The following is a 26,417-nucleotide window of genomic DNA, read 5'->3' on the forward strand; positions in this document are numbered from 1 at the left end:
AATGCGGAGCATTAAGGAGGCGTTATGGACGATGACCCCGGAAGGGAAATGATTTCTGCGTGGCTGACAGGGTAATCACGCTATTCAGTCACGCTAATTAAAAAATTCCACTCTGCGCAGAGTCACCTGTTTATCGGGCGGGATATCCCTGTGCGCAGAACGAAAATAAGAGAATAGCGTTATGACTCAGATTAATGAAAGAACGCGTCGCCGCGATAAAGATGCGGTGACCTACGCCATTGCGCAAGAGGCGACCAACAGCATCGCCCAAACGCTGGCGAACCTTAAGTGCAACCGCAACGGCTTGACCCAGGACGACGCCGATGAGCGGTTGGAGCAGTTCGGCGCCAACCAGGTCGCCCACGACAAGGCGCCGCATGCTTTGATTCAGCTGATCAAGGCCTTTAACAACCCGTTTATCTTCGTGCTGATGGTGCTGGCTGCGATCAGTTTCTTTACCGATTATTGGCTGCCGCGCCAGAGCGGTGAAGAAACTGAACTCACCGGCGTTATTATCATTCTGACCATGGTCACGTTGAGCGGGCTGCTGCGTTTTTGGCAGGAATACCGCACCAACAAAGCGGCGGAAGCGTTGAAGTCGATGGTGCGCACCACCGCCACGGTGCTGCGCCGCAGCAGCTACAGCGCGCATCCGCTGACGCTGGAAGTGCCAATCCGCGAACTGGTGCCGGGGGATATCATTCAGCTCTCCGCCGGTGACATGGTGCCGGCCGACGTACGCCTTATCGCCTCGCGCGATCTGTTCATCAGCCAGGCGATTTTGACCGGCGAAGCGATCCCCATCGAGAAATACGATGCGATGGGTAACGTGGCGCAGAAGTCGAGCGACGGGGAGGTATCCAGCGAGAACGCGCTGCTTGAACTGTCCAATATCTGCCTGATGGGCACCAACGTCGCCAGCGGCACCGCCACGGCGGTGGTGGTGGCGACCGGCGGGCGTACTTACTTCGGCTCGCTGGCCAAGTCGATCGTCGGCTCGCGGGCGCAAACCGCGTTCGATCGTGGGGTGAACAGCGTCAGCTGGCTGCTGATTCGCTTCATGTTGGTGATGGTGCCGGTGGTGTTGCTGATCAACGGCTTCACCAAAGGCGACTGGAGCGAGGCGGCGCTGTTCGCACTGGCGGTGGCGGTCGGCCTGACGCCGGAAATGCTGCCGATGATCGTCAGCTCCAACCTGGCGAAAGGGGCGATCGCCATGTCGCGTCGCAAGGTGGTGGTGAAGCGCCTGAACGCCATTCAGAACTTCGGCGCCATGGACGTGCTCTGCACCGACAAGACCGGCACCCTGACCCAGGATCGCATCATTCTCGAGCACCACATCGACGTCAATGGCGCCAGAGATAACGAGGTGCTGCATCTGGCCTGGCTAAACAGCTTCCATCAGAGCGGCATGAAGAACCTGATGGACCAGGCGGTGATCCGTTTCGGGCGCGGCAAACCGGGGATCGAAGCCCTGGGCCGTTTCAGCAAGGTGGATGAGCTGCCGTTCGACTTCGTGCGCCGCCGGCTGTCGATCGTGGTGGCGGACGAAAATGGCAAGCAGCAGCTGATCTGTAAGGGCGCGGTAGAGGAGATGCTGGAGATCGCCACTCACGTGCGTGAAGGCGACAAGACGCTGGAACTGGACGACGCGCGCCGTGCGGCGCTGCAGGCGCTGGCCCGCGAGTATAACGAAGACGGTTTCCGCGTGCTGGTGCTGGCGACGCGCGAGCTGGATGCGCAACGCCAGGCCGAACCGCTGAGCGTGGCCGACGAGCGCGACATGGTGGTGCAAGGGCTGCTGACCTTCCTCGACCCGCCGAAGGAAAGCGCGCAGCAGGCGATCGCCGCACTGCAGGAAAACGGCGTGACGGTGAAGGTGCTGACCGGTGACAACCCGGTGATCACCTGCAAGATTTGTCGCGACGTTGGGCTGGAGCCGGGTGAACCGCTCTCAGGGCTGCAGATTGAACAGATGGATGACGAAGAGCTGGCGCGCGAAGTGGAGCAGCGCACGGTCTTCACCAAGCTGACACCGCTGCAAAAATCGCGGGTGCTGAAAATGCTGCAGGCCAACGGCCATACCGTCGGCTTCCTCGGCGACGGCATCAACGATGCGCCGGCGCTGCGCGACGCCGACGTTGGCATTTCGGTCGACACCGGCACCGACATCGCCAAGGAGTCGGCGGACATCATCCTGTTGGAAAAGAACCTGATGGTGCTGGAAGAGGGGGTGATCAAAGGGCGCGAGACCTTCGGCAATATCATCAAGTACCTGAACATGACCGCCAGCTCCAACTTCGGCAACGTGTTCTCGGTGCTGGTGGCCAGCGCCTTCATCCCGTTCCTGCCGATGCTGGCGATCCACCTGTTGATTCAAAACCTGATGTACGATATTTCTCAGCTGTCGCTGCCGTGGGACAAGATGGACAAAGAGTTCCTGCGCAAGCCGCGCAAGTGGGACTCCAAAAACATCGGGCGCTTTATGCTGTGGATTGGGCCGACTTCGTCAATCTTCGATATTACGACGTATGCGTTGATGTGGTACGTGTTCGCCGCCAACAGCGTGGAACACCAGGCGCTGTTCCAGTCCGGCTGGTTCATTGAGGGGCTGCTGTCGCAAACGCTGGTGGTGCATATGCTGCGCACCCAGAAGATCCCGTTCATTCAGAGCACAGCGGCGCTGCCGGTGTTGCTGACCACCGGGTTGGTGATGGCGCTCGGCATCTACATTCCGTTCTCGCCGCTCGGCGCCCTGGTTGGCCTGCAGCCGCTGCCGTGGGAATACTTCCCGTGGTTGGCCGCTACGCTGGTCAGCTACTGCGTGGTCGCGCAGTTGATGAAGCGTTTCTATATCCGCCGCTTCGGCGAGTGGCTCTAAACCGCCTCGGCGTTCACTTCGGGGGCGAAATTCTTCGCCCCCGCACCGCTACAGCAGTTTGTTGACCAGCAGGCCGAGCATGATGGTCAGCGTGAAGGAAAACAGCGTGCCGAGCAGCACATACTCGGTGCGCATCTTATCGTCGCTCTGGCGCAGATCGCCGAAACGGAAGATGGATTTGGCCGCCAGCAAAAAACCGATCGCCGGGATTTGCCCCAGCAGCACAAAGGTCAGGATCAGCGTTCTCTCCAGATAGCCAATCTGTTTGCCCGCGCGCAGCAGCGAGTCGTTGTCGGCCTTGGCCGAAGGCGGCATTTGCGGTGTCCAGCGCGCCAGCAGTTGCCCGATCAGCAGGCTCATCGGCAGATAAATCAGGCTGTAGGCCACCAGCACCAGACCGGTTTGCCAACTCCCCAGTTGCCGCCCCAGCGCGGTGAGCAGTTCACCGGCATTCGGCGTCAGCTCCAGCCACAGCAAGGCGATCACCGCCAGATGCAAACCCTGATCGAGCAGGAAACTGCGGGCCGGGCTCAGGCGGTTCATTGCGGTGACTTTCAGCAAATCGATCAGGTAGTGGCTGACGGCGATGAGCAGCAGGCTGGCCAGCACCTGAAGCGAAGAAAGCCCCCCGTGCAGCAGGCCGAAACCCGCCACGACCCAGGCGGCCAGCACCCCGTGCAGCAACGCGTGCAACACCAGAAAACGCGAACGTGCGCGATGTTGGATTTTATCTTCCACCCAACTCAGCGGCTGCAGCGGAAAATCCGCCAGCAGGTGGACGAGCAACAGCCAGGCCAGCAAAGGCGCATAGGTCAGATCCATAGTCAGACGATCCTGTTAATGGCGTGAATAAACCGCATGATTTCCTCGTAGGCCGCGCGTTTCAGCGCGGCGGAGACCGTGGAGGCGGCTTTTTGCAGCTGGTCTGCCACGGCGGCGCCGCTGTCGGCGAATATTCTCGCTTGAACGATGCGCGCTTCGGCCTGTGACAGGCGGGCAATCACATGATCTAACATCGGCAGCAGATCGCTGACAATGGCGTTTGTCCGATCGTTGTCGGTTTTCAGAGCCAGCCGGCAATTTTTTGCCATGGCGTCCAGCGCGCTGCCGGAGTTGATAAAGGCACTGCCGTAACCGGCGGCTTCGGGCCGTTGGCTGCCCAGCCCGACGGCGATGCGCGCGTCCCAGTGTGCGGCGCCCATCGCCCGCAGCGCGAGGCGGATATATACCGCCAGCAGCAGCCCGTCCTCCGGGGCGGCCTGCGCTTGGAAGGCATCGCCGCGAAAGATTTCCACTTGATGCAGCCGTCCGTCGAGTTGCAGCCGATCGAGCAGGCTATGCAGCCCATTGAGGTAGTTGGCGGTGTCTGAGCGGCGAGAATCGACCAGATCGCCGCTGATTACGCTGATTGGCGTCGGCATGCTGTGATCCGTTGTTTGCAGAGAGATGACTATAAATTCGCATTTGGATGCGAATATGTCAATAATTCGCTTCTGGGTGCGAATTTACCGCGTTTTCGTCTGTAGGAGCGAAACGCTGTGTTACGGGGGAGAGGGAGGCGAAATGGCCGGGAAAGCGCGAATCTGTCAGACTCGCCACCGGCGGCGTAGACGTAAACAGGCCGGCGACCGGCCGCTCAGAAGCTTTTTACCAGCACTTCACGCGGCATTTCGCTGCCGTGTTTCAGCAGGTGCTCAAACGAACGTTCGCTGCTTTTCAACTGCTGCAAAAACTCTTGCGGCGACAGATCGTGCTTTTTGCCGCTCATATAAGCCAGCGCCAGTTCTTTTGCCTGATAGCGGGAGAAGTTGTACATGGTGTCCTCGATACGGTGAATGTCAGTGCTCACGATTGTAGCGAAAGAGCACATAATGAACAGCGGCTTTGGCGTATGGAATCGATAGCTGAAACTTAACTTGCAGGCTGCAACAGTTCATCGCACAGGCGTTTTATCACCTGAGCCTGCGGCAGGCCGTTGTGCAACATTTGGCGGATATGCTCTGAATCGCTGATGCCCTGACGAACATGGCACTCGATCGCCTGTAACACCGCCCGATCCTCCCGCCGCTCGGCGAAATCGCTCAGCGCCTCGAGGGTGTGCAGGATGTGGGCGGTCAGGCTGCTGCGGCGCAGCGTCGCAGGATCGACGTATTCGGCGGCGAAACCGCTGCGATAGGCGTTGATCTTGTTGTAATGGGTGAAGGCATCGTATTCCGGCGCGATCGGCGTCCGGCGCTGCAACAGAAAATCAGCCAGCAGACGGCAGTAGCCGACCAGCAGCACGGCGTGCGCGATGTGCAGCGGCGTATCGCAGATGCGGATCTCTACCGTACCCAGCTCCGGTTTCGGCCGCGCATCCCAGTAAATATCCTTGATGCTTTCAATCACGCCGGCGGCGTTCAGCCGTTCGTAGTAGGCGTTGAATTCGCGCCAGCTGTAGATGTGCTCCAGGCAGCCGTAGTTGGGGAAGGAGTTCTGCGCGCTGAAACGGGAGCTGGCAAAGTGCGTGTCGACGCCCTGATACAGCGGTGACGAAGCGCTGAGCGCGATCAGCTGCGGGAAATAGGGCGTCAGCGCATGGCACAGGTACATTGCCTCGTCCCCGTCGTTGACGCCGAGGTGAATGTGTTGGCCGAACACGCAGGCCAGTTTGGAGAGATAGCCAAAGCGGCTGGCCAGCTGTCTGTAGCGCGCGCTGTCGCTGATGACCTGCTTGCGCCAGTCGTTGCTCAGATGGCGGCCGCCGCCGCAGACGTCGCAGCCCTGGCGCTGCGCGCTGCGTCGGACGGTTGCGGTCAGGGCACGCAGCTCGGCGTGCAGTTCAGCGAGATCGCGGTGCACCGAGCTGTTCAGCTCCACCATCGACTTGGTGAGCTCATGTTTGACGCGCCGGCGGTCGCCGATCTCGTTGACCACCCGGTCAGCCCGATCGGTAAGATCGTAGTGCTCGTCATCGACCAGCTGCAGCTCTATTTCGGTGCCGATGGAGAGCCTTTCCGAACGTTTGAATGTGAGCGGCATGGTACCTCCCCCCAATACGCAACGTTAATTCAGTATAAGTCGCGGGGGGAGGCTTTGCCGCTGAAGGAGGGCTTAATGCAGTTCGGCGCCGCTGCGGTCGGCCAGCGCTTCCAGCAGCGGGGCGGAAGGCACGAAGAACAGGGTGCCGGTCACCGCGTGGCTAAAATCGAGCAGCCGATCGTAGTTGCCGGCCGGGCGGCCGACAAACATGTTTTCCAGCATCTGCTCGATCGGCTGCGGGGAGCGTGCATAGCCGATAAAGTAGGTGCCGAATTCGCGCAGGCCGGGGCGACCGAACGGCATGTTGTCGCGCAGAATTTTCACCTCGTTGCCTTGCTCGTCGGTGATGGTGGTCAGCGAGCTGTGCGATGACGATGGTTTGACCGCTTCATCCAGCTCGATGTTGGACTGCTTATGGCGGCCGATGATCTTCTCCTGCGTTTCCACGCTGAGCGAGTTCCAGCCCTGCATATCATGCAGGTATTTTTGCACCAGCACATAGCTGCCGCCGCTGAACGCCGCGTCTTCGTCGCCGATCACCGTGTAGTCGAAGGCTTCGTGCCCCTCCGGGTTCTCCGTGCCGTCGACGAAGCCGATCATGGCGCGCTGATCGAAGTAACGGAAGCCGTGCACCTCTTCAATGACCGTCACAGCGTCGCCGAGCTTGCCGACCAGCTGCGAGGCCAGTTCGAAACACAGATCCATTTCATCGGCGCGGATATGCAGCAGGATGTCGCCGGGCGTGGCGACGGCGACGCGTTCCCCGCTGCCGATCGGGCTGAACGGATGCAGCTGGCGAGGGCGCGGTGCGCCAAACAGCGTATCCCAAGCCTCGGAACCGAAGCCGCAGACGCAGGTGAGGTTGCCCGCCGGTGCACGTTTACCGACCGAACGCACCACGGCGGCGATGTCGCCGCACCAGGCACGCACCGCCGCCAGATGGGCAGGAACGGGCGACAGGGTGGCGACGATGAAGATGGCATGGCGCGTCACCGGAGTGAAAACGGCTTGCGGCGGATTGTTATTTGCATTCATTGCATTCGGCTCCAGTGTGTTCGGGTGAAATAGGTCAAATCAAATTAAAGTGCTCGTCGGGTTTCATCGGCGGCGGCAGCGGGCTTTGGTCGTTCATTTCCAGCAGGTTACGCTCGATGGTGTTACAGATGGCGTTTAACGGCAGATGGTTGGCCGACACGCCGAACGGATCCTCCAGCTCTTCGGCCAGTGAGTCCCAGGATAAGAAGGTATAGGAAACGAACACCGAAACAAACGGTGTCATGTAATGCAGGTCGGTCACCAGGGCAAAAGGTAGCAGGCTGCAGAACAGGTAAACGGTGCGCTGCAGGATCAGGGTATAGGCGAACGGCACCGGCGTGCTGGCGAGCCGTTCGCAGCCGCCGAGGGCGTGGGACAGTTCGCTCAGTTTATTGTCGAGCAGCTCGAAAGTGATGTCGCTCAGCAGCCCCTGGCGGCGCAGCTTGCCGATCTCCTGGCCCAGCATCAGCAAGATGCGGTTGGTCGGCATCGGGCTGGCGATCACTTCGGCCAGTTCCTTGCTGCTGAGATTGTGGTACAGGTCGGCGGTCGGATCGGTGGCGCGCAGCTGATGCTTCAGACTCCAGCTGAAGGCGATCAGCAGCTTGGCGACCTTCTGATGCACCGCCGGTTCATCAGGCAGCAGGCTTTTGATCTGGCGCAGCAGCGATCGCTCGGTGATCAGCAGCGAGCCCCACAGGTTGCGCGCTTCGACAAAGCGGCTGTAGCCGGCGTTATTGCGAAAGCCGAGAAAAATCGCGATGGCGATACCCAGCAGGCTGAACGGCGCGATGGTCAAATGCACGCCGAGCTGCTCGTACCATTGATAGCTGATCACCGCCACTATCGACATCAGCACGTTCAACGACAGACGAAAGGTGATCTTTGACAGCACGGAGCCGTGCCAGGCGAACAGGCGAAAAAACCAGTTCTGGTTCGGGCGAATAATCATGGTGATGGCGTTTCCTGGTGTCTTGCCATTGAGAATAGTCGATTCTTGTCCGGCGGCGTTAGGCCGCCGGCGTCGATTGCCAGAGCCGCTGTGGGTGCGTATAGACGGTAGCGCGCCCCGGCTTGCTGAAGCCCACCAGCGTCAGGTTGCTGCGCTCGGCCACTTCCACCGCCAGGCGGGTGGCGGCGGAAACGGCGAACAGGATCTCGACGCCGCACATGGCGGATTTTTGCACCATTTCATAGCTGGCGCGGCTCGACACCAGCGCCGCCCCCTGTAGCCACGCCCGTTGGCTGCGGTAGCCCAGCAGTTTGTCGAGCGCTACGTGGCGGCCGACGTCTTCACACCCGCCGCTGAGTGCGCCGTCCGGCTGGATCCAGGCCGCCGCGTGGGTGCAGCCGGTCAGTTTCCCCACCGTTTGCACCTCCTGCAGCTGCGCCAACGCCCGGTCGAGCAGGGCCAAATCGAAGCGTTGCGTGAAGGGCAGCGGCGCGATGGGTTGGGCGACCTCCTGCAGCTGCTCTACCCCGCAGACGCCGCAGCCGGTGCGGCCGGCCAGGCTGCGGCGCTTCTCTTTCAGCTGCATAAAGCGGCGGCTCGAGAGTTCCACATGCACTTCAATGCCGTTGCAGGCCGGCTGTTGGCGGATGTCGTAGATATCGTCGGGGGAGGCGATGATGCCTTCGGACAGCGAAAAACCGATGGCGAAGGCCGCCAGATCTTTCGGCGTCGCCATCATCACCACGTGGGAAATGCCGTTGTACACCAGGGCGACCGGCACTTCTTCCGCCAGCCAATCCTGTTGCGCCTGAGCCAGATCGTTGCGCTGCCAGACCGCGTGGCGCGACAGGCAGGCCGAATCGGCATCGCCGGGTTCGTCGAGAATCAAATGCTTGTTCATGATGGTTTCGCGGCGCCGGCGGATACTGCGCCGGCGTCAGAGTAGAGTCTGATGAGTGATACTGGATTTTATCATAGATGGCGCCCTTGAACAGGGCGAAACGGGGCACCTCTGCCATTGCTTTACGGCGCGGTGCGCCACTGGCCTAGATAGGCGATGACCGCCCGCGTCGCTTCGCGGCAAATGGCCGCAGAGACGGTGCCTTCCCGCGCGTAACCATATTTCATGCAGGCAAACGCCAATTCTATGGCGATCAGAACGACGTCGGGCTCCGACGGCAGCGTCTCGAGTTCGGGCAGGTCTCGCACTTTTGCCCGGAACATCTCGCCGATCGTCAGGTTTTTGGCGGCGTGGGCCTGGTTTTCGGGTTCGGCGAACGCACCGCGCAGCAGCAAGACGCTCGCCGCCGGATGCGCATTGTAGTAGCGGGCCGTGGCCAACACGGCGGCATCCACCCAATCCTGCAAGCTGCCGGCGGTCTCGAGCCCCGACGCGCGCAGCGCCTGCGTCAGTTGCTCCATATGGGTCTGAGCCAGATGCGAAAACAGCGCGTACTTGTCCGGGAAGAACGGGTAAATCGCGGCGCGCGGCACTTCGGCCGCTTCCGCCAGGGCGGGAATGGAGGTTTTTTCCGGCCCGAGGGTGGCGAGCATCTGTTCGGCGGCGCTCAGCACTTTGGCCATGCGCGCCGCCGCGCGTTCCTGAACCGGCACGCGCGCATTTTTTTTTACTTGCGGCATCGCTTTTTCCGACATAAGTTGGATTTTATTAATCCGACATTTGTTGGATTATACGGATTTTCATCCCGGCAACCAAGTATCACGAGAGGTTTCGTATGGGTAATTACGCCAATCAATCTCACTGGCAGGACATTCAGCGATTCCTGCCGGAAAGCTTCCGGCTGCAGCCGGGGGAAGAACCGACAGAGACGTGGTGGTCCTGGCGGCAGTATCGCATCCATCTCGATTGCTACCGCCGCCCCGAGGCGCCGGTGAAGGTGATCCTGTTTCATGGCGTCGGTACCAACGGCCGGCAGATGTCGACCATCCTGGGGGCGCCGCTGGCGCACCGGGGAATAGAGACGATCGCCGTAGACATGCCGGGATATGGCATGACGCAGACAGGCGGACAACGGCGGCGCGTGCGCTACGACGACTGGGTGCAGATTGGCAGCGATCTGATCGACGCGGAACGGGCGAGGGATGCGCGCCCCATTGTGCTGTACGGCCTGAGCGCCGGTGGGATGGAGACCTATCATGTGGCAGCGCTGAACCGGCAGGTGAAAGGCATTGTCGGCATGACGTTTCTCGATCAGCGTGAACAACAGGTGCGCGACGAGACGGCGTTGAATCGAATGATGAGCCGCCTGGGCATTCCTCTGGCGCGGCTGGTGGCCGCTACGCCGCTGGCCGGGATGGCGATGCCGATGGCATTGGCGAGCAAGATGCATGCGCTGGTCAATGACAAGGCGGCGCTTAAGGCATGTCTGGCGGACGACACGTCGGCGGGGGCCTGGGTGACGATGCGCTTTTTAGCCTCGTACGCGGCGTACGCGCCTGCCATTGAGCCGGAAGATTTCGACGTTTGCCCGATCCTGCTGACGCAGCCGGCGCAGGATCGCTGGACGCCGTTGCACCTGAGCGAACTGTTCCTCCGCCGCGTTCGGCGGGTACCGGTGAGCACCGTGATGCTCGAGAACGCCGGACATTATCCCCTCGAGCAACCGGGCCTCGATCAGATGGTTGAAGCGGTATACCGTTTTTGCATCGCCGCAGCGGCGCAGTAGGGCGATAGCGCATCCTCCGAAGGCGCCGCCGTGGCCCCGCCAGGTTATCCACAGTTTTGGTGGATAACGTGTGTGCAATGGGCGGTGAAACGCTTAGCAGGCGTAAAAAAAAATCGCTCAGAAAATTATTATATTACGCGGGAAAGCGCGATCAGCAGGGGGATAGGGGGTTGCACGCGTTCGCATTTTGTTTATGTATAACTGTATAAATATACAGTTTGGTTGTGATTATGCTGAGCAATTCAAGGTTGTATGCTTTTTCACCAGGTGACCCCTGACGTTACCGCTGTTTGCCGATCGCGTGGCCTGCGGCTTTCCTTCCCCGGTGCAGGACTATGTCGAGAGCAGGCTGGATATCGGCAAGCTGCTGGTGCGGCACCCCAACGCCACCTACTTCGTGCGCGCCAGCGGCGAGATGGAGCGTGCAGGGTGGATCAGGCACTACCGACAGATTAAGAAACTGAGCATCCGAGAAACAGCAGACGCGACAGGCTACAGTACTTCCCAAGTTTGTCGCATTCAGGCCTTCTATAAAGAAGTTGAGACTGATTAAAAAGCAGCCTTAATGTACAATAATTTTCGATATCCAAACTGACCCCATTAACAATCAATGAGTTAGAGGTAAAAGATGATTTCATACAAAAAAACCATACCTGCTCTTGCCATATTCGCTTTATCTAATGCTGTGGCATATGCGAATGATTTCGACAAATCAAACGAAGCGATGGCAATTTCAGCAATAGGTTTTTCTGGCTCAAATGCTCGTGTTGCACATGATGTTTGTGGGGCAACCAATGAGAAAATTGATAAATATAAAAAACAAATAAAAGACTCATTAACTAGAACATTAAAGTATGAACAGTCAGGATTCGATACGCATTGGGATAATGGTTGGAAAAATGCTGATTTTTTGGTTAAGTCATTAAGTAATGATGAAGCCTATAAAAAAGAATATTGCCGAGAGGTTTTAGATGGAATTAATAATCCTGAAATGAATTAAGGATTATTCCTTATTCGGGGTTCTACGCCGGAACTCCAGATTTTTCCGTCCGCTAAAATTATCCCCGGTTGAGCAGCTTTATACCGTCAGCTCGCAGTGGACCATCAAGGGAAATGTGGCGGTACAGCGTTTGTCGGGTTATCCCAAGCTCCTGGCATAACGTACTGACTTTCGTCTCTGGCCGTCCCATTGATGCCATTGCCAGTCGCAATTTTATTGGCGTCATTTTGTAAGGCCATCCGCCGTTCCTCCCGTGAGGCAAGGCCTGCCGCTGTTCTTTGCGGCGCTGTACGCAGCAGAGACCGACGGCCGCGCGCGACTGGCTCGACACCCGCTTAGTCCCGCCCTCTGGTCAAATGCAGGCTGACGTGTACAGCCTGCAGGCAGAGGATTTCGTCTGGCAACCGGTATCGCCCGCCGTCGGCGCCGTTCGCAATGACAATCCCTCATTCATCCTGCCCATCGATACGCCAACGGTCTGAGTGCCGCATTATCCACAGTTTTGGTGGGTGTCATGTGTGTAAACACACGCGAAGAACGCCAAAAGCTGCAGGAAAAATCACTCAGAAAATTATTATATTACGCGGGAAAGCGCGATCCGCAGGGGGATAGGGGGTTGCACGCGTTCGCGTTTTGTTTATGATTAACTGTATAAATATACAGTTTGGTTATGATTATGCTGAGCAATTCAAGGTTGTATGCTTTTTTACCAGGTGAACCCCTGACGTTACCGCTGTTTGCCGATCGCGTGGCCTGCGGCTTTCCTTCCCCGGCGCAGGACTATGTCGAGAGCAGGCTGGATATCGGCAAGCTGCTGGTACGGCACCCCAACGCCACCTATTTCGTGCGCGCCAGCGGCGAGTCGATGATCGACGGCAATATCCAGGATGGCGATCTGCTGATCGTCGACAGCGCCCTGACGCCGGAGCACGGCAATATCGTGATCGCCGCGGTGGACGGGGAATTCACCGTCAAAAAGCTGCAACGCCACCCCGACGTGCGGCTGTTGCCGATGAATCCCGCCTACGCGCCGATCGTGTTCGACGATGAGGCGCAGCTGGAGATCTTCGGCGTGGTGACCTTTATCGTCTACGCGGCGCGGTGACTTCGGTCCTTTTTTTCATTTTTTTCTGCCCGATCTTTTCGTTGGCGTGACCTCTCTACTGAGTTTCCAGTTCAATACACTCAGGGGAATCCTTCATGGCCATAAAAAACAAGAACGGCGCAGGGCGTACGTTCACATCAGCCAAACGCATGACCGGGAAACGCGTCGCTATCGGGATAGGATGCGCACTATCGGGCATGCTCACCTCCGCGATGGCGGCGCCCGGTGCGTCGGCACCACCCTCGGCGGTTGAACAGCCCGCTATCCTTTCCTTCGCCATTCCCGCCGGTGATCTGGCGCCCGCCTTGCAGACGGCGGCCGCTAAGGCCGGCGTGATAGTGATTTTCACGCCCGAACAGACGCGTGGAAAAAGCACCGCGGGCCTGCAGGGACATTATCGCCTCACCGACGCGTTCAATACGCTGTTGGCGGGCAGCGGATTGCGCGCTCAGCAAACCGCACAGGGATATCGGTTGGTCGACGCCGGGCCGGTTCAGCCGTTGACGATACCGGAACTGTCGGTGGTCGGCGGTTTGTCCGACAGCGTCGCCGCCGGCCGTTCGGTACTGGATAAAGAAGACATCGAACGCGTACAGGCCGATAACATCGCCAGTTTGCTTGATCGCTTGCCCGGCGTAGGGATGGCGGGATCGCCGCGCCCGGGCGGCCAAAGCCTGAATATCTGGGGCATGGGCGACATGGAAGATGTGAAGGTGGTGCTGGACGGCGCGCCGAAGGGATTTGAGAAATATCGGCAGGGTTCGGTATTCATCGAACCCGAACTGCTGAAAAAGGTTGAGGTCGATAAGGGGCCGCACAATCTGTTGAACGGCAATGGCGGCTTTGGCGGGACCATTACGCTGGAGACCAAAGATACCGGGGATATGCTGCTGCCGGGCGAAGATTTTGGCGGCTTGCTGAAGTACAGCTACCACACCAACGATCGCCAGGGCATTTACAGCGGCGCGTTGTACGGCCGTACGCCGGAAGGATTTGCCGACGGTTTGATCTACATGAGCAAGCGTGACGGCGGCAACCTGAAGCGGCCGGACGGCACGCGCTTTGCCTATTCCGCCAACGATCAGGCTTCCTATCTGTTAAAAACCAATATTTATCTGAGCGAGGCGCAAACGCTGACGCTGTCGGCGATGCGCTCCGATTCCGATGGCTGGCAGCCTTTTGCCGCCAAGCGGGACGATATCGCCGCGCCCAGCCAGGCGGATATCGATAAATATGGCCGGGAAGAAGCGTGGCGCCGCATTCTGGTGTATCGCGACCAGACAGACACCAATTACTCGGTGAAATGGAATCTGGCGCCGGAAGCGCAGCCGTTGCTGAATCTGACGCTGTCTTACGCCTATTCGAAGACAGAGCAGCATGACAAGCGGCCGGATTCCGCTTCAAAGTTCAGCTATCTCGGTACGCTGGGCAATGAAAGCTGGGTGAACTATACCGATCGGCAGTTTGACGTCAGCAATGAAAGCCGTTTCGCCAGCGGGCCGCTGGATCACAAGCTGTTGCTCGGCGCACGTTGGCATAAACATCAGCGCGATACCCTGATGTATTACCCCCCGCAGGTGAAAAACGCCAGTTACAACTACGGTTATTTCCAGCCGTACTACATGCCGGCGGGCGAACAGGAAACCCGCAGCGTTTATCTGCAGGATGCGGTCAGCTTCGGCAGCCTGACCGTGACGCCGGGCGTGCGTTACGATCACGTGACCAATACCGGGCAACCGAACCGGGCACCGCGCTATAACGACAGCGATCCGAGCGCGGGCCATGATTACAGCAGCGTGACCTATACCGGCTGGTCGCCGCATTTGGGCGTGATGTGGAAAGCGACGTCGAATCTGTCCCTGTTTGCCGACGTCAGCCGCACCTGGCGCGCACCGGTGATCGACGAACAGTACGAAGTGCAATCCGCCGCATCCAGCGTGCCCGGTACCAGCCGCGGCCTGCAGGTGGAACGCATGACGGGCGTTCGTCTCGGCGCGGTGCTGGACTTCAACGATGTGTTGATGGCGCGAGACAGCCTGCAGATCCGCACTACGCTGTTCCGCAATCGCGGCAAGGACGAGATTTTCTATCGTCGTGGCGTGTTGTGCGATGCCGCACGGCACGGGGGCCAATGTGGGCAACCGTTGTCGAACTATCGCAACTTGCCGGGCTATACCATTGAGGGCGTGGAGCTCGAATCGTTTTATGACAGCGAAAGCCTGTTCGGCAGCCTGTCGTTCTCCTCGATTCGCGGCAAACGCGACGCTTCACCGCGCGATCCGTGGGGCAACGAAACCTGGATTGCCGAAATCCCACCCGTTACGGCACACGCGATGCTGGGCATGAAAGTGCCGCAGTGGGACATGGCCTTCGGCTGGACCGGCGATTTTGTGCGTAAACAGGATCGTTCACCGGCCGACGGCGATCCGATGGCCGTTGTCTGGGCGCTGCCGAAAACGTCGGGTTATGCATTGCACGGCCTGTTCGCCTCGTGGCAGCCCAGCGGTTTACAGGGCTTCGAAGCTCGCGTCGCGGTGGACAACCTGTTCAACCGCGATTATTACCCTTACCTGGGCGAATCGGTGTCCGGCGTAGGGCGCAACATCAAGTTTAGCGTTAGCCAACGTTTCTGAATATCCTGCTGACAGGGGCCATTTCGGCCCCTTTTCACGTTTTCTCTCCCGTATTTCCCTACTTTTTCGCCGTTTATAAATCATCAGCAATCGCTTGACACAGAAGTTACAATTTTAAAATAATAATAATTATCATTTTCAATCTCATTATCAACTGGTGTCACCGAATGGCAAGGAAAGAGGCCGCGGCAGCCAACGGGTTTGCTCAACAGCTTTACCTTGAGCACCACAGTTGGCTATGCCATTGGCTGAGACAGAAGGTCGGGTGCGCGCATCACGCCGAAGACCTGGCGCAGGATACGTTCATCAGTATTTTACTGAGCCCGCAGTTGCTTGCCATTCGGCAACCACGCCCCTTCCTGGCGACCGTGGCGCGCCGGCTGGTGGCGAATTATTACCGACGTAAAACAATCGAAGAGAGCTATCTGCAGGCCTTGAGCGAGCTGCCGGCGATCGAGGCACCCTCGCCGGAAGTCCGTCAACAAACCCTCGAAATGCTCGAACAGTTGGATCAGGCGTTGGACGGATTGCCGGCGCACGTCCGTGAGGCCTTCCTGTTGGCGCACCTGCAGGGCATGCGCTATTGCGACATCGCTGAACGTTTGCGGGTGTCGAGCAGCTCGGTGAAACAATATCTGCAGCGTGCCAATTTGCACTGTTTCTTTGCATTGGCGGCGTAACGGCAAGTGCGGAGCCCATGATGGAATCGGATATCGATCGGCAGAGCGCGCGTGAGGCCGCCGCCTGGTTAACCCAGCTGATGTCGGAAGAGGCAAGCGACGCGGATAGGGAAAACTGGCGGCGTTGGTATCAGGCGAAACCGGAAAATGAACGCGCCTGGCGGCATATCGCCGCGTTTTCATCCCGTTTTTCTCTGCTTAACGGGGCGGCGGCGCAGCGTAGTCTGTCGCAGTTGCCAAACCCACAGCGCCGTCGGTTGCTGAGAAGCCTGGCGGCCATCGGCGTGGTGGGGACGGTTGGCATCGGTTCTGGCGCGCTGCCATGGCGCCCCTGGCTGGCGGATTACCGCACGGCGGTGGGGGAGCAGCAAACCGTCGCGTTGGCGGATGGCGCGCAGTTGATGCTGAACACGCAAACGGCGGTCAACGTCAGCCGTCAGCAGGCCGCATTGCTGGAAGGCGAAATGATGGTGAATCTGCCGCCGGAAAGCGGCGCGTTGACGGTGAGGCTGCCGCAGGGCGAGATCGTGGCGCAGGCTGCTCGCTTCAGCGTTCGCCTGTGGGAAACCTTCAGTGATATCGCCGTTTATCTTGGCCGAGTCACGATCCTGTCGCCGGCGCATCGGAACGCGGTGCTCAACGCCGGTCAGGGCGGCAGATTAAGCCGGCAAGGCATTGGCGAACCGTATCGCGTGACGCAAGAGCCCGGTTGGCGGCAAGGCATGCTGTTGGCCGATAACATGCGGCTGGACGACTTCCTGATGGAGCTGGGGCGCTATCGTCAGGGCGTTATTCGCTGCCGGCCGGAGGTCGCCGGCCTGCGGCTCTCCGGCGCGTTCCCGCTGGCTGACCCCGAGCGCGTCATTGCGGCTCTGCCCGGTGCGCTGCCGGTTAGGGTAAATATGCTGTCAAAATACTTCATCACCGTATCCTAAAGTTTTTTACTCTGCTATTTGTATTTTTCCTTCTGGATTGGCCTGTTTTTTTCTCGTTTCCTGCCCGGTACCGCGTGCCTAAACGACTTTTCTGACATGCCTCGACCGTCGTGACCGTTGCGTACGTTGGTCGGTTTCACGCTTAACCTGAGTATCGTTTTCCATGTTGAATCACAACGTATTACCTGCCGATTTATCTTTACCGCCTACAGGCGGGCGATTGCGCTGGGCTACCGCCAATGTGTTGGCGTTGGGTCTGCATGGTGCGTTGTTGCTTGGCCTTGGTTATCACCTGGTGCCACCGTTGCTGCCCGCGGCGCAACCGATGGTGTTGATGATGGTTGCCGAGCAGGCGGAATCGACCCCCAACGCAGAGCCGATGCCGACCGGCGTGCGCCAGGTGCAGGCGGTGGCGCAACGGCAGGCCAATCGGGAACCGGAGGCGGCGATGCCTCCGCTGATTCATGCGCCGCGTGCGACGGAGCGGCAGAGCAAGGCTAAAGGACAACGGAACGATCCCATCAGACCGAAAACGGAACCGCCGCGCCCAAGGCAGGAGGAACAGGAAAAAATAGCGTCTGCAAGCTCAATAGCATCAAGCACCAGCGCGCCGCCGTCTCTGGATGGAAAACGTGTTGCCGCGCCGCAAACCAGCGTGGCGTCGCAGCCGAGTCAGGATGCCTCGGTCTGGAGCGGCCTGCTGTTGGCGCATTTGAGCCGTTTCAAACGCTACCCGGCTCTGGCGGTACGCCAGCAGCGCCAGGGTATTGTTCAGGTTGCCGTGACGTTGGATCGACAGGGGAACGTGCTGGGCGTGAAGCTATTGCGATCGAGTGGGGTTGCTTCGCTCGACCGGGAGGCGCTTCAGTTACCGCAGCGCGCTTCTCCACTGCCCGCACCTGGCAACGAGATCGCAGCGGGGCAGGCGGAATTCAGCGTGACCATTCCGATTCGTTTCGATCTGCGTGAAGTTCGCCGTTAATGAAAAACTCGGCTCCAGGTAAACGGAGGCTGAGTTAAAAGCCAAAGCACATCAAACGGATAGTAGCGATGGGGTGGTTTCTACTTGATCGTCGCCAGAAAAATACAAATACTGTATTTATGAACAGTAATTTGGTGCCGTTATGAATAACAACCCACTGACGATGAAAGGTCGGCAACCATGTTCGCCCTGGTAGACGTCAATAGCTTCTATGCCTCCTGCGAGACCATCTTTCGGCCCGATCTGCGCGGGCGGCCGGTAATCGTGCTGTCCAATAACGACGGCTGCGTGATCGCCCGCAGCACTGAGGCGAAGGCGCTGGGCGTGCCAATGGGCGCGCCTTATTTCAAAATCAAAGAGGAGATGCGCCGCCGCAACGTCGCGGTGTTCTCCTCCAACTACGCGCTGTACGCCGACATGTCCCGCCGGGTGATGGACACGCTGGAAGAGATGGCGCCGGCGGTGGAGATCTACTCGCTGGACGAAGCCTTTCTGCGGCTGGACGGCGTGGCGCATTGCGAAGCGCTGGAGCCGTTCGGCCAGCGGGTGCGCGATCGCATCCGGCGCGAGCTGCATTTGACGGTCGGGGTCGGCATTGCGCCGAGCAAAACGTTGGCCAAGCTGGCCAACTTCGCCGCCAAGAAATGGCGCGGCACCGGCGGCGTGGTGGATCTATCCGATCCGGCGCGTCAGCGCAAACTGCTGGCGTTGCTCCCGGTGGAAGAGGTGTGGGGCGTGGGCCGCCGCCTGACTCGCCAGCTACAGGCGATGGGCATTCACACCGCGCTGCAGCTGGCGGACTGCGATACCCGGCTGGCGCGTAAAACCTTCAGCGTGGTGCTGGAGCGCACGATACGCGAGCTGCGCGGCGAATCGTGCCTGCGGTGGGAAGATGAGGCGGCCGCCAAAGAGCAGATCATCTGCTCCCGCTCGTTCGGCCAGCGGTTGACGCATTACCCGCACATGCGCGAGGCGATCTGCAGCTACGCCGAACGCGCCGCCGAAAAGCTGCGGCAGGAAAAGCGCTACTGCCGCAACGTGTCGGTGTTTATCAAAACCAGCCCGCATTCGGCGGGCGAGGGGTATTACAGCAATATGGGCACCGCCCGGCTGCAAACGCCGAGCAACGACAGCCGCGACATCATTGCCATGGCGGTGCGTGCGCTGGAAAGCATCTGGCAGGAAGGGCGGCGTTACCTGAAGGGCGGCGTGGTGCTGGGGGATTTCAGCGCCGCCGCCATGGCGCAGATCGATCTGTTCGACGACTGCCCGCCGCGCCGCAACAGCGAGCGGCTGATGGCGACCCTCGATCGCCTGAATCAGGAAGGGCGCGGGCGGGTGTGGTTCGCCGGGCAGGGGATCGTCAAGCCGTGGCAAATGAAGCGCGACATGCTGTCGCCGGCCTACACCACCCGGTTGGCGGATATCCCGGTGGTGCGGCTGGGGGAACGGGCGCCGCGCACCGCCGAGCCGAAAGAGGAAAAACGCCGCGGGTGACAACCGGCGGCGCGGGTAGGCTGCGTGTTACTTCACCGCCGCCGGATCCGGCTTATCGGGGGCGATGCCATACAGCACCATGGCGCGGTTGACCTCGCTGCGGGCGATACGGCCTTCGTCAGCCAGCAGTTTCAACGCGGCGAGCGCGATGAAATGGCGGTTGACCTCGAAGAACTCACGCAGCGCCTCGCGGGTGTCCGATCGGCCAAAGCCGTCGGTGCCCAAGGCGATAAAGGGACGGTCGGGCAAGAACGGCTTGATCTGATCGCCGACGATCTTCATATAGTCCGTCACCACAACCACCGGGCCGGGGTGCGTCGCCAGCAGGCTCTGGATATAAGGAACTTTCGGCGGATCTTCCGGATGCAGCAGGTTCCAGCGTTCGGCCGCCATGCCGTTGCGGCGCAGCTCGCTCAGGCTGGTGGCGCTCCAGATATCGCTGGCGACGCCAAAGTCCGCCGCCAACAGCTCCGCCGCCGCCAGTGCCTCGCGCATGATGGCGCCGCTGGCGACCAGCTGAGCGCGCGGGCTCTCTTGGTTTGCCGTTTCGCTCTGCTTGAGCAAATATGCCCCCTGGATAATCCCATCCTCCACGCCCGCCGGCATCGGCGGCTGCGGATAGCTCTCGTTAAGCAAGGTGATGTAGTAGTAAATATCCTCTTGTTCAACGAACATCCTGCGCATGCCGCTCTGGACGATCGCCGCGAGTTCATAGGCGTAGGTCGGATCGTAGGAGACGCAGCTGGGAATGACGGAAGACAGCACGTGGCTGTGGCCGTCGTCATGCTGCAAGCCTTCGCCCATCAGAGTGGTTCTGCCGGAGGTGGCGCCGAGCAGGAAGCCCTTGGTGCGCGCGTCGGCCGCCGCCCAGGCGAGATCGCCCACCCGCTGCAGCCCGAACATGGAGTAGAAGATATAGAACGGGATCGTCGCGACATCGTGGTTGCTGTAGGCGGTGCCGGCGGCGATCCAGGTCGATATCGCGCCGGATTCGTTGATGCCTTCCTGCAAAATCTGGCCGTCTTTAGCCTCTTTGTAGTAGCTGAGCTGCCCGGCGTCTTGCGGGGTATACAGCTGACCGAGCCAGGAGTGGATGCCAATTTGGCGGAACAGGCCTTCCATACCGAACGTGCGCGACTCGTCCGGCACGATGGGCACGATCAGTTTGCCGATGTTGGCGTCTTTGAGCAGCGTGCCGAGGATATTAACGAAGGCCATGGTGGTCGACATGTTACGTTCGCCGCTGCCCTTCAGGAGGCCGTCGAAGCGCGATAGCTCCGGTATCGCCAGCGGGGCGGTTTGGCCGAAGCGGGCAGGGATGTAGCCGCCCAGCGCGGTGCGCGTCGCGGTGATGTACTTCGCCGCCGCGCTGTCGGGCTCGGGCTTCAGGTAAGGGATCTCTGCCAGTTGGGCGTCGGAGATTGTCAGCCCTAAACGGTCGCGGAAGGCTTTCACCGCATCCTGGCTCATTTTTTTCAGCTGGTGGTTGATGTTCTGCCCTTCACCGGCTTCCCCCATGCCAAACCCTTTGACGGTCTTGGCCAGCACCACCGTCGGCCTGCCCGTGGTATGCATCGCCTGATGGTAGGCGGCGTACACCTTTTGCGGATCGTGGCCGCCGCGGTGCAGCGCCCAGATCTCCTCGTCGCTCAGGTCGGCGACCAGCTCGAGCAATGCCGGGTACTTGCCGAAGAAATGCTCCCGCACATAGGCGCCGCTTTGCGACTTGAAGGTTTGGTAATCGCCGTCGACGCACTCCATCATGCGCTGCATCAGCAGCCCGGAGCGGTCTTTTTGCAGCAGTTTGTCCCAGCCGCTGCCCCAGATCACCTTGATCACCTGCCAGCCGGCGGCTTTGAAAGTGCCTTCCAGCTCCTGAATGATCTTGCCGTTGCCGCGCACGGGGCCATCCAGCCGCTGCAGATTGCAGTTCACGACGAAGATCAGGTTATCGAGTTTTTCTCGCCCGCCCAGCGCAATCGCCGCCAGCGATTCCGGTTGATCCATCTCGCCGTCGCCGAGAAACGCCCACACCTTTCTCCCCTGGTGCGGTTTCAGTTCGCGGTATTCCAGATAGCGCATGTAGCGCGCCTGGTAGGCGGCGGTCAGCGGCCCCAGCCCCATCGACACGGTGGGATATTGCCAGAAATCTGGCATTAGCCGCGGGTGCGGGTAGGAGGAGAGGCCGCGGCGTGTGGATTCGCGGCGAAAGTTGTCGAGCTGCTCCTCGTCGATGCGGCCTTCGAGATAGGCGCGGCCATAAATGCCGGGGGCGGAATGGCCCTGGATATACACCATGTCGCCGGCGAAATCATCGGTGCGCCCGCGGAAGAAGTGCGTGAACCCCACATCGTAAAGCACCGCGGCCGACTGGTAGGTGGCGATATGTCCGCCGACGTTGGAGTGTTTGCCGGCGCGCAGCACCATCGCCATGGCGTTCCAGCGAATAAATGCATTGATGCGCGCTTCAGCGGCCAGATCGCCGGGATACGTCGGTTGCTTATAGGCTGGGATCGTATTCACGTAGGGCGTGGTGACCATGCTGAAGAAATCACCGTGCTTTCGCTGATCGGCTTCGGCCATTCTTTCCAACAAAAAATGCGCGCGTTCACGGCCGTCGATGTCGGTGACACCTTCAAATGCCTCAAGCCATTCAGCCGTCTCTTGTGGGTCAAGATCTGCTTTTACCGCGGGTTGGTTCATAAAAGCTCCAAATGTACTTACCTGATAAGGCGCTTAGCGATACAGGAATTTAGTGAATTGCAAATGCAAGAATTGCAAATGCAACAATAGCGAAAGCCACTCTATCCCTTTACAATTGCAATTGCAACTCACCGGTTTTGACGAGAAAAATGACATGACAGATAAACAACCCGACCTGTGGTTCTCCTTTGTGCGCGCGCATCGGGCGATTATCAGAAAGATAGAGACGAAGTTGTCGGAAGCGGGGCTGCCGGTTTACGCCTGGTATGACGTGTTATGGGGATTGGAAAGCGGGGAAAACGGCACGCGCCGCATGCATGAGCTGGCGGACGTGTTGGTGATTGAGCGTTACAACCTGACCCGCCTGATGGATCGCCTGGAAAAAGAGCGGCTGGTCACGCGTTTTCGATCGGATGACGATCGTCGGGCCTCCTTCGCCACCATCACCGAGGAAGGCAAGGCCCTGCGGAAAAAGATGTGGGAGATCTACCGCACGGTGGTCAAAACCCACTTTCTCAACCAGTTCAGCGAAGAAGAGATCGCACGCTTCTCCGACGCGTTGGACAATGCGATGCAGCTGGCCAGAGAGTGATCAGGCATCGGGCGTGGTGATGTGCAGAACGCGCAGCGCATCGGCGATCAGCGCCGAAGGGATTTTCTGCTCGTCGGCCAGCAGTTTGAGGGCACAGAGCGCAATCCATTCCGCCTGCGGGTAGTGGATTTCGCTGCGCACCCGTGAATCTGAGCCCACCGCGGCAAAGCGCGCGGGAATGAATCGCCTGAGCTGGTTGGCAACCAGGTGCGAGTAGTCGGTGACGGCGACGACGGGGACATTCCCGGTGCCCAGGCACGTTTTCAGATGGCATTCGCCGCCGCTGTCCTGGCGCCGCATGTCGGCGAGTTCGGCGTCCTGCGCCAACCGCGTGTAGCTGGGGCAGCTCCAGATTTCAGACGCAATCCCCCAGTTTTTCAACACCTCGGCCGCCTGCTGAACGCGGGCGAGCGCTCGGCCGGCGCCGCACAGACGAACCTGCAACGGCGAATCCGCGGCGGTGGCAACGCGATACATTCCCTTGAACGCCTGTTCTGCGACAAACGGTTCCTCTGAAGAGAAGGTGCCATTGTCTTCGTTGGTTGCAAGGTAAACCATCTTCCTCGCTCCCTCCAGATAGAGCGCGCGCAGGGCGTGATGGAGTATCGCGCCGGTTTCCCGGGCATTGGCCGGATCGAAAGGCAACCAGTCCGGCATGGCCGTGAGCTGAAGTGGGAACCAGGCCTGCACGCCTTTCGGCAAATCGGCACTGCCGGTATCCGCATCGCTGATGAAAATCCCCTTGCGATTGGTTTCCGGCTCAAGCCCGCGCAGCATGTCCACCGAGGGCGTGTTGACGAAGTAAAATAGCGGCTTCTCATAACGCTCTGATTGATGGCCAAACCAGAGTGGCCAGGCCGTGGCGTAGCGGGAGCTCGGCGGCTCGGCGCGCCTTCTGCCGTCGATAAGCCAGATGTCGCCGCTGGCGTTAAGTTCGCCCAGGGCTTGCGCCGTCCAGGCCTCGGAAGAGGGATACGCGGCGCCGGTTTGCTGGTAAGCGGTGGCCATCCTGCGGATACAGGCCTCGGCCAGCGTTAGGGTACCGGCTGCGGCGACGGGCATTGTTATACGTTCTGGCGACATACACAGTTCTCTTTTTAAGTTGCAATTGCAATGATTGTAATTGCAATTCCATGCGTATGCCAATGGGTTTCTTTGGGTAAGGAGCGCCGTCAGTGTGAGGTGATGATGTATATGGGGGAATGCATCCCCCTCGTGTCTTTCACACCACCGGCGCCACCGTCAGCAGCAGGTTGGCGAAGCGGCGCTGTTCGCCGGAGGCGATCACCAGCAGCGTCCGATCCGATTTGACCGCCGCATAAAAATCCTCACGCGGCAGGTGCTCTACCGGGCAATGCGCCGGTAGCAGCTGTCGGTATTCGGCTTCGATGGTGTTGGTGAAGTCCGATGGGCAGGCCATCAGCGTGGCGCTTTCCACGTTGATGCAGGCCAGCAGTTTTTCCAGGATCGGCGGGGCGGCGAGCGTGCCGGGCGCCAGGTTCAGATAGACCACGGTGGCGTCTTTCGGCGCGTGCGTCACGCAGGCGTAGTTGCCGTCGGCGATCAGCACCTGAGTTTTATGCCCGCATTGCGCCAGCGCGGCGAGCAGCGGCGGGTGGGTGATGGCGGATTTGATCATAAAGCGATTCCTGAATGAAAGGGCGGCAACTGTGCCGCCCGCGGTTGAACTACATGCGGTAGATGCCGCCGTTGATGTCGAGGGTGGCACCCGAAATGAAGCCGTCGTATTCCCCCGCCAGGAAGGCGATGGCGCGCGCCACGTCGTCCGGCGTGCCTGCGCGGCCCAGCGGGATGGCGCGGACGGTTTCCTCCGCCGATTCTTGGGTGGTGTGGCGATTATGGAAGCGGGTGCCGAGGATCAGGCCGGGCGCCACCGCGTTCACCCGGATGCCGTATTCGCCCAGCTCCGCTGCCAGCGAGCGCGTCCAGGTGAGCACCGCACCCTTGGTGGCGGAATAGACCAGCGAGCCGGAGTGCCCGCCGGCGCGGCCAGCCTGCGAGGCCAGGTTGACGATGCTGGCGCCGTTTGCCGCCTTCAGGAACGGCAGCGCGCTCTGGGTCACGTTCAGCATGGTGGTCATGTTCACGTCGATTACGGTTTGCCAGAAGGCGCGGTCGATCTCGCCCAGCCATTTGCGCCCGACGATGCCGCCGACGTTATTGACCAGAATGTCGATGCCGCCGAGAAACTCGGCGCCGGCCGAGACGCAGCGTAGCGTTTCGTCGGTATCGATGAGATCGGCGTAGCCGTAAGCGGCCTTTTGCCCCAATGAATGGGCCAGCGCCACCAGCGCCTTGGGGCCGCTTTCGTCGCTGTGATAGTGAAAATAGATGTCGCAACCGGCCTTGATCAGCCGCTCTGCGGTGGCGCGGCCGATGCCCTGTTCCGCCCCAGTGATAAAGACCTTTTTGCCCGCAAGATCGCCCATGATTGACTCCTTATTGGTTCGTTAAGCATTGATGACGCCTTCACGCTGTTTCGCGCAGTAGAAAATGCAGATCAACCCGGTGGCCAGCAGGCACGAGGCCAGGAAAAACAGCCCCGGCGCGCTACTGCCGGTCAGATCGTTCAATACGCCCACCGCATAAGGCGCGACGAAGCCGCCGATATTGCCGATGCAGCTGACCACCGCCAGCCCGGCGGCCGCGGCCGCGCCGGTGGAAATGTTGGCGGGCATGGATAAAAACGGTGGTACGGCGGTGTAGATGCCGATGGCGGCGATGCACAGGAACGACAGCGCGACGAGCGGATCGTATTTAAAAAATGTCACCGCCCCCATCAGGCCGATAGCGGCGACCACCATGCTGAGGCCGGCGAACACGCCAAGCTTTTTGGTTTTGCTGGCCCACAGGCTCCACGGGTACACCAGCAGCGCGGCCAGGCCGTAAGGAATGAGCGCCAGCAGGCTGACGCGGAAGATATCGCTGCCGGAAAGGGCGGTAATGATCGACGGCAGCCAGGTGCCGAAGCCATAAATGCCGCACACCATGCCGAAGTTGAGCAGCGCGTAGAGCAGGTATTTCTTGTTTTTAATCCCTTTCAGGAAGTCGCCCAGCGTGATTTTAGAGCCGGATTTGGAGCGGCCGGCGTTGCTCATCAGCCAGGCCTTTTCCTCCACGTTCAGATAGCCGACGTCCTTGGGCGAGTTCTTGATCAGGAACGGGATCAGCAGGCCGATGACGATCGGCGGCAGCCCTTCGAGGATAAACAGCAGCTGCCAGGGAGCGAACCCGAACCAATCATGCTGAATATTGAGAATAAAGCCGGAAATCGGCGAGCCGACGGCGTTGGACAGCGGCTGGACGATGATGAACATGCCGAGAATTTTGGTGCGGTATTTTTCCGGGAAGAACACCGTGAAGTAATAGACCACCGAGGGAAAGAATCCGGCTTCGCACACGCCCAGCATAAAACGGCAGATATACAGCTCCAGCGGCGTGCGTACAAAGCCGAGCAGGGTCGCGAAGATGCCCCAGGAAATTAATATTCTGGCGAACCAGATGCGCGGGCCGAATTTAATGGTGCCGGCGTTGCTGGGTATTTCAAACAGAAAATACCCGATAAAGAAAATCCCGGAGGCGAAGCCGAAGGCCGAGGCGGTCAGGCCCAGGTTATCTTCCAGCGCTTTGGCGGCGTAGGCCATGTTATTGCGATCGAGAAAGGCCAGGAAATACAATAAAATCATGAGGGGG

General features: G+C 59.7%; 24 protein-coding genes and 2 pseudogenes. 13 read left to right on the plus strand and 13 right to left on the minus strand.

The window, feature by feature from the left end; translation table 11 throughout:
• Positions 1 to 181: 181 nt before the first annotated feature.
• On the plus strand, positions 182 to 2,881 hold the full coding sequence (mgtA, locus tag ACJ8HT_RS02410) for a magnesium-translocating P-type ATPase (protein WP_197652562.1): 2,700 nt from the start codon (positions 182 to 184) through the stop codon (positions 2,879 to 2,881).
• Positions 2,882 to 2,929: 48 nt separating this feature from the next.
• Here mgtA and ACJ8HT_RS02415 read toward each other — a convergent pair whose 3' ends face one another.
• From ACJ8HT_RS02415 to ACJ8HT_RS02450, 8 genes are all read right to left on the minus strand, one after another.
• Positions 2,930 to 3,703, minus strand: a complete 774-nt coding sequence (locus ACJ8HT_RS02415) for a DUF3307 domain-containing protein (protein WP_197652564.1) — start codon at positions 3,701 to 3,703, stop codon at positions 2,930 to 2,932.
• Between the two features lie 2 nt (positions 3,704 to 3,705).
• Positions 3,706 to 4,302 (minus strand): hypothetical protein, encoded by a 597-nt coding sequence (locus tag ACJ8HT_RS02420; RefSeq protein WP_197652566.1) that lies wholly within the window; start codon positions 4,300 to 4,302, stop codon positions 3,706 to 3,708.
• Between the two features lie 215 nt (positions 4,303 to 4,517).
• The gene (locus ACJ8HT_RS02425) at positions 4,518 to 4,697 is read right to left on the minus strand and encodes a hypothetical protein (protein ID WP_019453520.1); all 180 of its coding nucleotides are present in this window, start codon (positions 4,695 to 4,697) and stop codon (positions 4,518 to 4,520) included.
• A gap of 95 nt (positions 4,698 to 4,792) precedes the next feature.
• Positions 4,793 to 5,902, minus strand: a complete 1,110-nt coding sequence (locus tag ACJ8HT_RS02430; protein ID WP_197652568.1) for a YbdK family carboxylate-amine ligase — start codon at positions 5,900 to 5,902, stop codon at positions 4,793 to 4,795.
• Positions 5,903 to 5,974: 72 nt separating this feature from the next.
• Positions 5,975 to 6,937, minus strand: coding sequence for a Dyp-type peroxidase (locus tag ACJ8HT_RS02435; protein ID WP_123895318.1), 963 nt, complete (start codon positions 6,935 to 6,937; stop codon positions 5,975 to 5,977).
• 34 nt (positions 6,938 to 6,971) lie between these two features.
• Positions 6,972 to 7,889 (minus strand): bestrophin family protein, encoded by a 918-nt coding sequence (locus ACJ8HT_RS02440; protein WP_194572065.1) that lies wholly within the window; start codon positions 7,887 to 7,889, stop codon positions 6,972 to 6,974.
• 58 nt (positions 7,890 to 7,947) lie between these two features.
• The gene (fdhD, locus tag ACJ8HT_RS02445; RefSeq protein ID WP_194572066.1) at positions 7,948 to 8,790 is read right to left on the minus strand and encodes a formate dehydrogenase accessory sulfurtransferase FdhD; all 843 of its coding nucleotides are present in this window, start codon (positions 8,788 to 8,790) and stop codon (positions 7,948 to 7,950) included.
• Between the two features lie 122 nt (positions 8,791 to 8,912).
• On the minus strand, positions 8,913 to 9,530 hold the full coding sequence (locus tag ACJ8HT_RS02450; protein ID WP_080432919.1) for a TetR/AcrR family transcriptional regulator: 618 nt from the start codon (positions 9,528 to 9,530) through the stop codon (positions 8,913 to 8,915).
• A 95-nt stretch (positions 9,531 to 9,625) separates the two neighbouring features.
• Between ACJ8HT_RS02450 and ACJ8HT_RS02455 the strand changes: the two genes are divergently transcribed.
• The 11 genes and pseudogenes from ACJ8HT_RS02455 to umuC all read left to right on the plus strand — a co-directional run bounded on the left by ACJ8HT_RS02455 (position 9,626) and on the right by umuC (position 19,408).
• Positions 9,626 to 10,576: an alpha/beta hydrolase gene (locus ACJ8HT_RS02455; RefSeq protein WP_197652570.1), complete on the plus strand. Its 951-nt coding sequence runs from the start codon at positions 9,626 to 9,628 to the stop codon at positions 10,574 to 10,576.
• Between the two features lie 274 nt (positions 10,577 to 10,850).
• Positions 10,851 to 11,006: pseudogene (locus ACJ8HT_RS02460) on the plus strand (DNA polymerase V); the annotation flags it as partial.
• Positions 10,992 to 11,129 (plus strand): helix-turn-helix domain-containing protein, encoded by a 138-nt coding sequence (locus ACJ8HT_RS02465; protein WP_275430439.1) that lies wholly within the window; start codon positions 10,992 to 10,994, stop codon positions 11,127 to 11,129. The pseudogene ACJ8HT_RS02460 and the gene ACJ8HT_RS02465, both read left to right, overlap by 15 nt.
• A 75-nt stretch (positions 11,130 to 11,204) precedes the next feature.
• Positions 11,205 to 11,576, plus strand: a complete 372-nt coding sequence (locus ACJ8HT_RS02470) for a hypothetical protein (protein WP_197652572.1) — start codon at positions 11,205 to 11,207, stop codon at positions 11,574 to 11,576.
• Positions 11,577 to 11,878: 302 nt separating this feature from the next.
• A pseudogene (locus ACJ8HT_RS02475) lies at positions 11,879 to 12,058 on the plus strand (SOS response-associated peptidase family protein); the annotation flags it as partial.
• Between the two features lie 188 nt (positions 12,059 to 12,246).
• Complete coding sequence (gene umuD, locus ACJ8HT_RS02480; RefSeq protein WP_060451656.1) at positions 12,247 to 12,681, plus strand: translesion error-prone DNA polymerase V autoproteolytic subunit; 435 nt, start codon at positions 12,247 to 12,249, stop codon at positions 12,679 to 12,681.
• Between the two features lie 95 nt (positions 12,682 to 12,776).
• Entirely contained in the window at positions 12,777 to 15,314 is a 2,538-nt protein-coding gene (locus ACJ8HT_RS02485) for a TonB-dependent receptor (RefSeq protein WP_376787974.1), read from the plus strand.
• 167 nt (positions 15,315 to 15,481) lie between these two features.
• Positions 15,482 to 15,994 carry a sigma-70 family RNA polymerase sigma factor gene (locus tag ACJ8HT_RS02490; RefSeq protein WP_047571520.1) on the plus strand — a complete coding sequence of 171 codons (513 nt, stop codon included), beginning with the start codon at positions 15,482 to 15,484 and terminating at the stop codon, positions 15,992 to 15,994.
• 17 nt (positions 15,995 to 16,011) lie between these two features.
• Complete coding sequence (locus tag ACJ8HT_RS02495) at positions 16,012 to 16,929, plus strand: FecR domain-containing protein (RefSeq protein WP_197652574.1); 918 nt, start codon at positions 16,012 to 16,014, stop codon at positions 16,927 to 16,929.
• Between the two features lie 271 nt (positions 16,930 to 17,200).
• The gene (locus ACJ8HT_RS02500) at positions 17,201 to 17,911 is read left to right on the plus strand and encodes an energy transducer TonB (protein ID WP_172906269.1); all 711 of its coding nucleotides are present in this window, start codon (positions 17,201 to 17,203) and stop codon (positions 17,909 to 17,911) included.
• A 180-nt stretch (positions 17,912 to 18,091) separates the two neighbouring features.
• Entirely contained in the window at positions 18,092 to 19,408 is a 1,317-nt protein-coding gene (gene umuC, locus ACJ8HT_RS02505) for a translesion error-prone DNA polymerase V subunit UmuC (protein WP_197652576.1), read from the plus strand.
• A 27-nt stretch (positions 19,409 to 19,435) separates the two neighbouring features.
• On the opposite strand, the gene aceE is transcribed toward umuC, so the two are convergent.
• Entirely contained in the window at positions 19,436 to 22,111 is a 2,676-nt protein-coding gene (gene aceE / locus ACJ8HT_RS02510; protein WP_197652579.1) for a pyruvate dehydrogenase (acetyl-transferring), homodimeric type, read from the minus strand.
• Between the two features lie 154 nt (positions 22,112 to 22,265).
• Between aceE and ACJ8HT_RS02515 the strand changes: the two genes are divergently transcribed.
• Positions 22,266 to 22,703 (plus strand): MarR family winged helix-turn-helix transcriptional regulator, encoded by a 438-nt coding sequence (locus tag ACJ8HT_RS02515; RefSeq protein ID WP_195873502.1) that lies wholly within the window; start codon positions 22,266 to 22,268, stop codon positions 22,701 to 22,703.
• Here the strand turns inward: ACJ8HT_RS02515 and ACJ8HT_RS02520 are convergent, their stop codons facing one another.
• The 4 genes from ACJ8HT_RS02520 to ACJ8HT_RS02535 all read right to left on the minus strand — a co-directional run bounded on the left by ACJ8HT_RS02520 (position 22,704) and on the right by ACJ8HT_RS02535 (position 26,410).
• Positions 22,704 to 23,786 carry a transketolase-like TK C-terminal-containing protein gene (locus ACJ8HT_RS02520; protein WP_197652581.1) on the minus strand — a complete coding sequence of 361 codons (1,083 nt, stop codon included), beginning with the start codon at positions 23,784 to 23,786 and terminating at the stop codon, positions 22,704 to 22,706. It lies immediately after the preceding gene.
• 139 nt (positions 23,787 to 23,925) lie between these two features.
• Complete coding sequence (locus ACJ8HT_RS02525; RefSeq protein ID WP_197652582.1) at positions 23,926 to 24,342, minus strand: RbsD/FucU family protein; 417 nt, start codon at positions 24,340 to 24,342, stop codon at positions 23,926 to 23,928.
• A 49-nt stretch (positions 24,343 to 24,391) separates the two neighbouring features.
• Positions 24,392 to 25,153, minus strand: coding sequence for an SDR family NAD(P)-dependent oxidoreductase (locus ACJ8HT_RS02530; protein WP_197652583.1), 762 nt, complete (start codon positions 25,151 to 25,153; stop codon positions 24,392 to 24,394).
• A gap of 21 nt (positions 25,154 to 25,174) precedes the next feature.
• Entirely contained in the window at positions 25,175 to 26,410 is a 1,236-nt protein-coding gene (locus ACJ8HT_RS02535) for an MFS transporter (protein WP_170310536.1), read from the minus strand.
• Between the last annotated feature and the right edge of the window lie 7 nt (positions 26,411 to 26,417).

The organism is Serratia sp. CY44782 (genome assembly GCF_052168715.1).
Taxonomy (GTDB): Bacteria; Pseudomonadota; Gammaproteobacteria; order Enterobacterales; family Enterobacteriaceae; genus Serratia; species Serratia nevei.

What these genes read in the sequence shown, in the direction of transcription:
- mgtA (WP_197652562.1), top strand. Translation starts at nt 182, where the DNA reads ATGACTCAGATTAATGAAAGAACGCGTCGCCGCGATAAAGATGCGGTG.
- ACJ8HT_RS02415 (WP_197652564.1), bottom strand. Translation starts at nt 3,703, where the DNA reads ATGGATCTGACCTATGCGCCTTTGCTGGCCTGGCTGTTGCTCGTCCAC.
- ACJ8HT_RS02420 (WP_197652566.1), bottom strand. Translation starts at nt 4,302, where the DNA reads ATGCCGACGCCAATCAGCGTAATCAGCGGCGATCTGGTCGATTCTCGC.
- ACJ8HT_RS02425 (WP_019453520.1), bottom strand. Translation starts at nt 4,697, where the DNA reads ATGTACAACTTCTCCCGCTATCAGGCAAAAGAACTGGCGCTGGCTTAT.
- ACJ8HT_RS02430 (WP_197652568.1), bottom strand. Translation starts at nt 5,902, where the DNA reads ATGCCGCTCACATTCAAACGTTCGGAAAGGCTCTCCATCGGCACCGAA.
- ACJ8HT_RS02435 (WP_123895318.1), bottom strand. Translation starts at nt 6,937, where the DNA reads ATGAATGCAAATAACAATCCGCCGCAAGCCGTTTTCACTCCGGTGACG.
- ACJ8HT_RS02440 (WP_194572065.1), bottom strand. Translation starts at nt 7,889, where the DNA reads ATGATTATTCGCCCGAACCAGAACTGGTTTTTTCGCCTGTTCGCCTGG.
- fdhD (WP_194572066.1), bottom strand. Translation starts at nt 8,790, where the DNA reads ATGAACAAGCATTTGATTCTCGACGAACCCGGCGATGCCGATTCGGCC.
- ACJ8HT_RS02450 (WP_080432919.1), bottom strand. Translation starts at nt 9,530, where the DNA reads ATGCCGCAAGTAAAAAAAAATGCGCGCGTGCCGGTTCAGGAACGCGCG.
- ACJ8HT_RS02455 (WP_197652570.1), top strand. Translation starts at nt 9,626, where the DNA reads ATGGGTAATTACGCCAATCAATCTCACTGGCAGGACATTCAGCGATTC.
- ACJ8HT_RS02465 (WP_275430439.1), top strand. Translation starts at nt 10,992, where the DNA reads ATGGAGCGTGCAGGGTGGATCAGGCACTACCGACAGATTAAGAAACTG.
- ACJ8HT_RS02470 (WP_197652572.1), top strand. Translation starts at nt 11,205, where the DNA reads ATGATTTCATACAAAAAAACCATACCTGCTCTTGCCATATTCGCTTTA.
- umuD (WP_060451656.1), top strand. Translation starts at nt 12,247, where the DNA reads ATGATTATGCTGAGCAATTCAAGGTTGTATGCTTTTTTACCAGGTGAA.
- ACJ8HT_RS02485 (WP_376787974.1), top strand. Translation starts at nt 12,777, where the DNA reads ATGGCCATAAAAAACAAGAACGGCGCAGGGCGTACGTTCACATCAGCC.
- ACJ8HT_RS02490 (WP_047571520.1), top strand. Translation starts at nt 15,482, where the DNA reads ATGGCAAGGAAAGAGGCCGCGGCAGCCAACGGGTTTGCTCAACAGCTT.
- ACJ8HT_RS02495 (WP_197652574.1), top strand. Translation starts at nt 16,012, where the DNA reads ATGATGGAATCGGATATCGATCGGCAGAGCGCGCGTGAGGCCGCCGCC.
- umuC (WP_197652576.1), top strand. Translation starts at nt 18,092, where the DNA reads ATGTTCGCCCTGGTAGACGTCAATAGCTTCTATGCCTCCTGCGAGACC.
- aceE (WP_197652579.1), bottom strand. Translation starts at nt 22,111, where the DNA reads ATGAACCAACCCGCGGTAAAAGCAGATCTTGACCCACAAGAGACGGCT.
- ACJ8HT_RS02515 (WP_195873502.1), top strand. Translation starts at nt 22,266, where the DNA reads ATGACAGATAAACAACCCGACCTGTGGTTCTCCTTTGTGCGCGCGCAT.
- ACJ8HT_RS02520 (WP_197652581.1), bottom strand. Translation starts at nt 23,786, where the DNA reads ATGTCGCCAGAACGTATAACAATGCCCGTCGCCGCAGCCGGTACCCTA.
- ACJ8HT_RS02525 (WP_197652582.1), bottom strand. Translation starts at nt 24,342, where the DNA reads ATGATCAAATCCGCCATCACCCACCCGCCGCTGCTCGCCGCGCTGGCG.
- ACJ8HT_RS02530 (WP_197652583.1), bottom strand. Translation starts at nt 25,153, where the DNA reads ATGGGCGATCTTGCGGGCAAAAAGGTCTTTATCACTGGGGCGGAACAG.
- ACJ8HT_RS02535 (WP_170310536.1), bottom strand. Translation starts at nt 26,410, where the DNA reads ATGATTTTATTGTATTTCCTGGCCTTTCTCGATCGCAATAACATGGCC.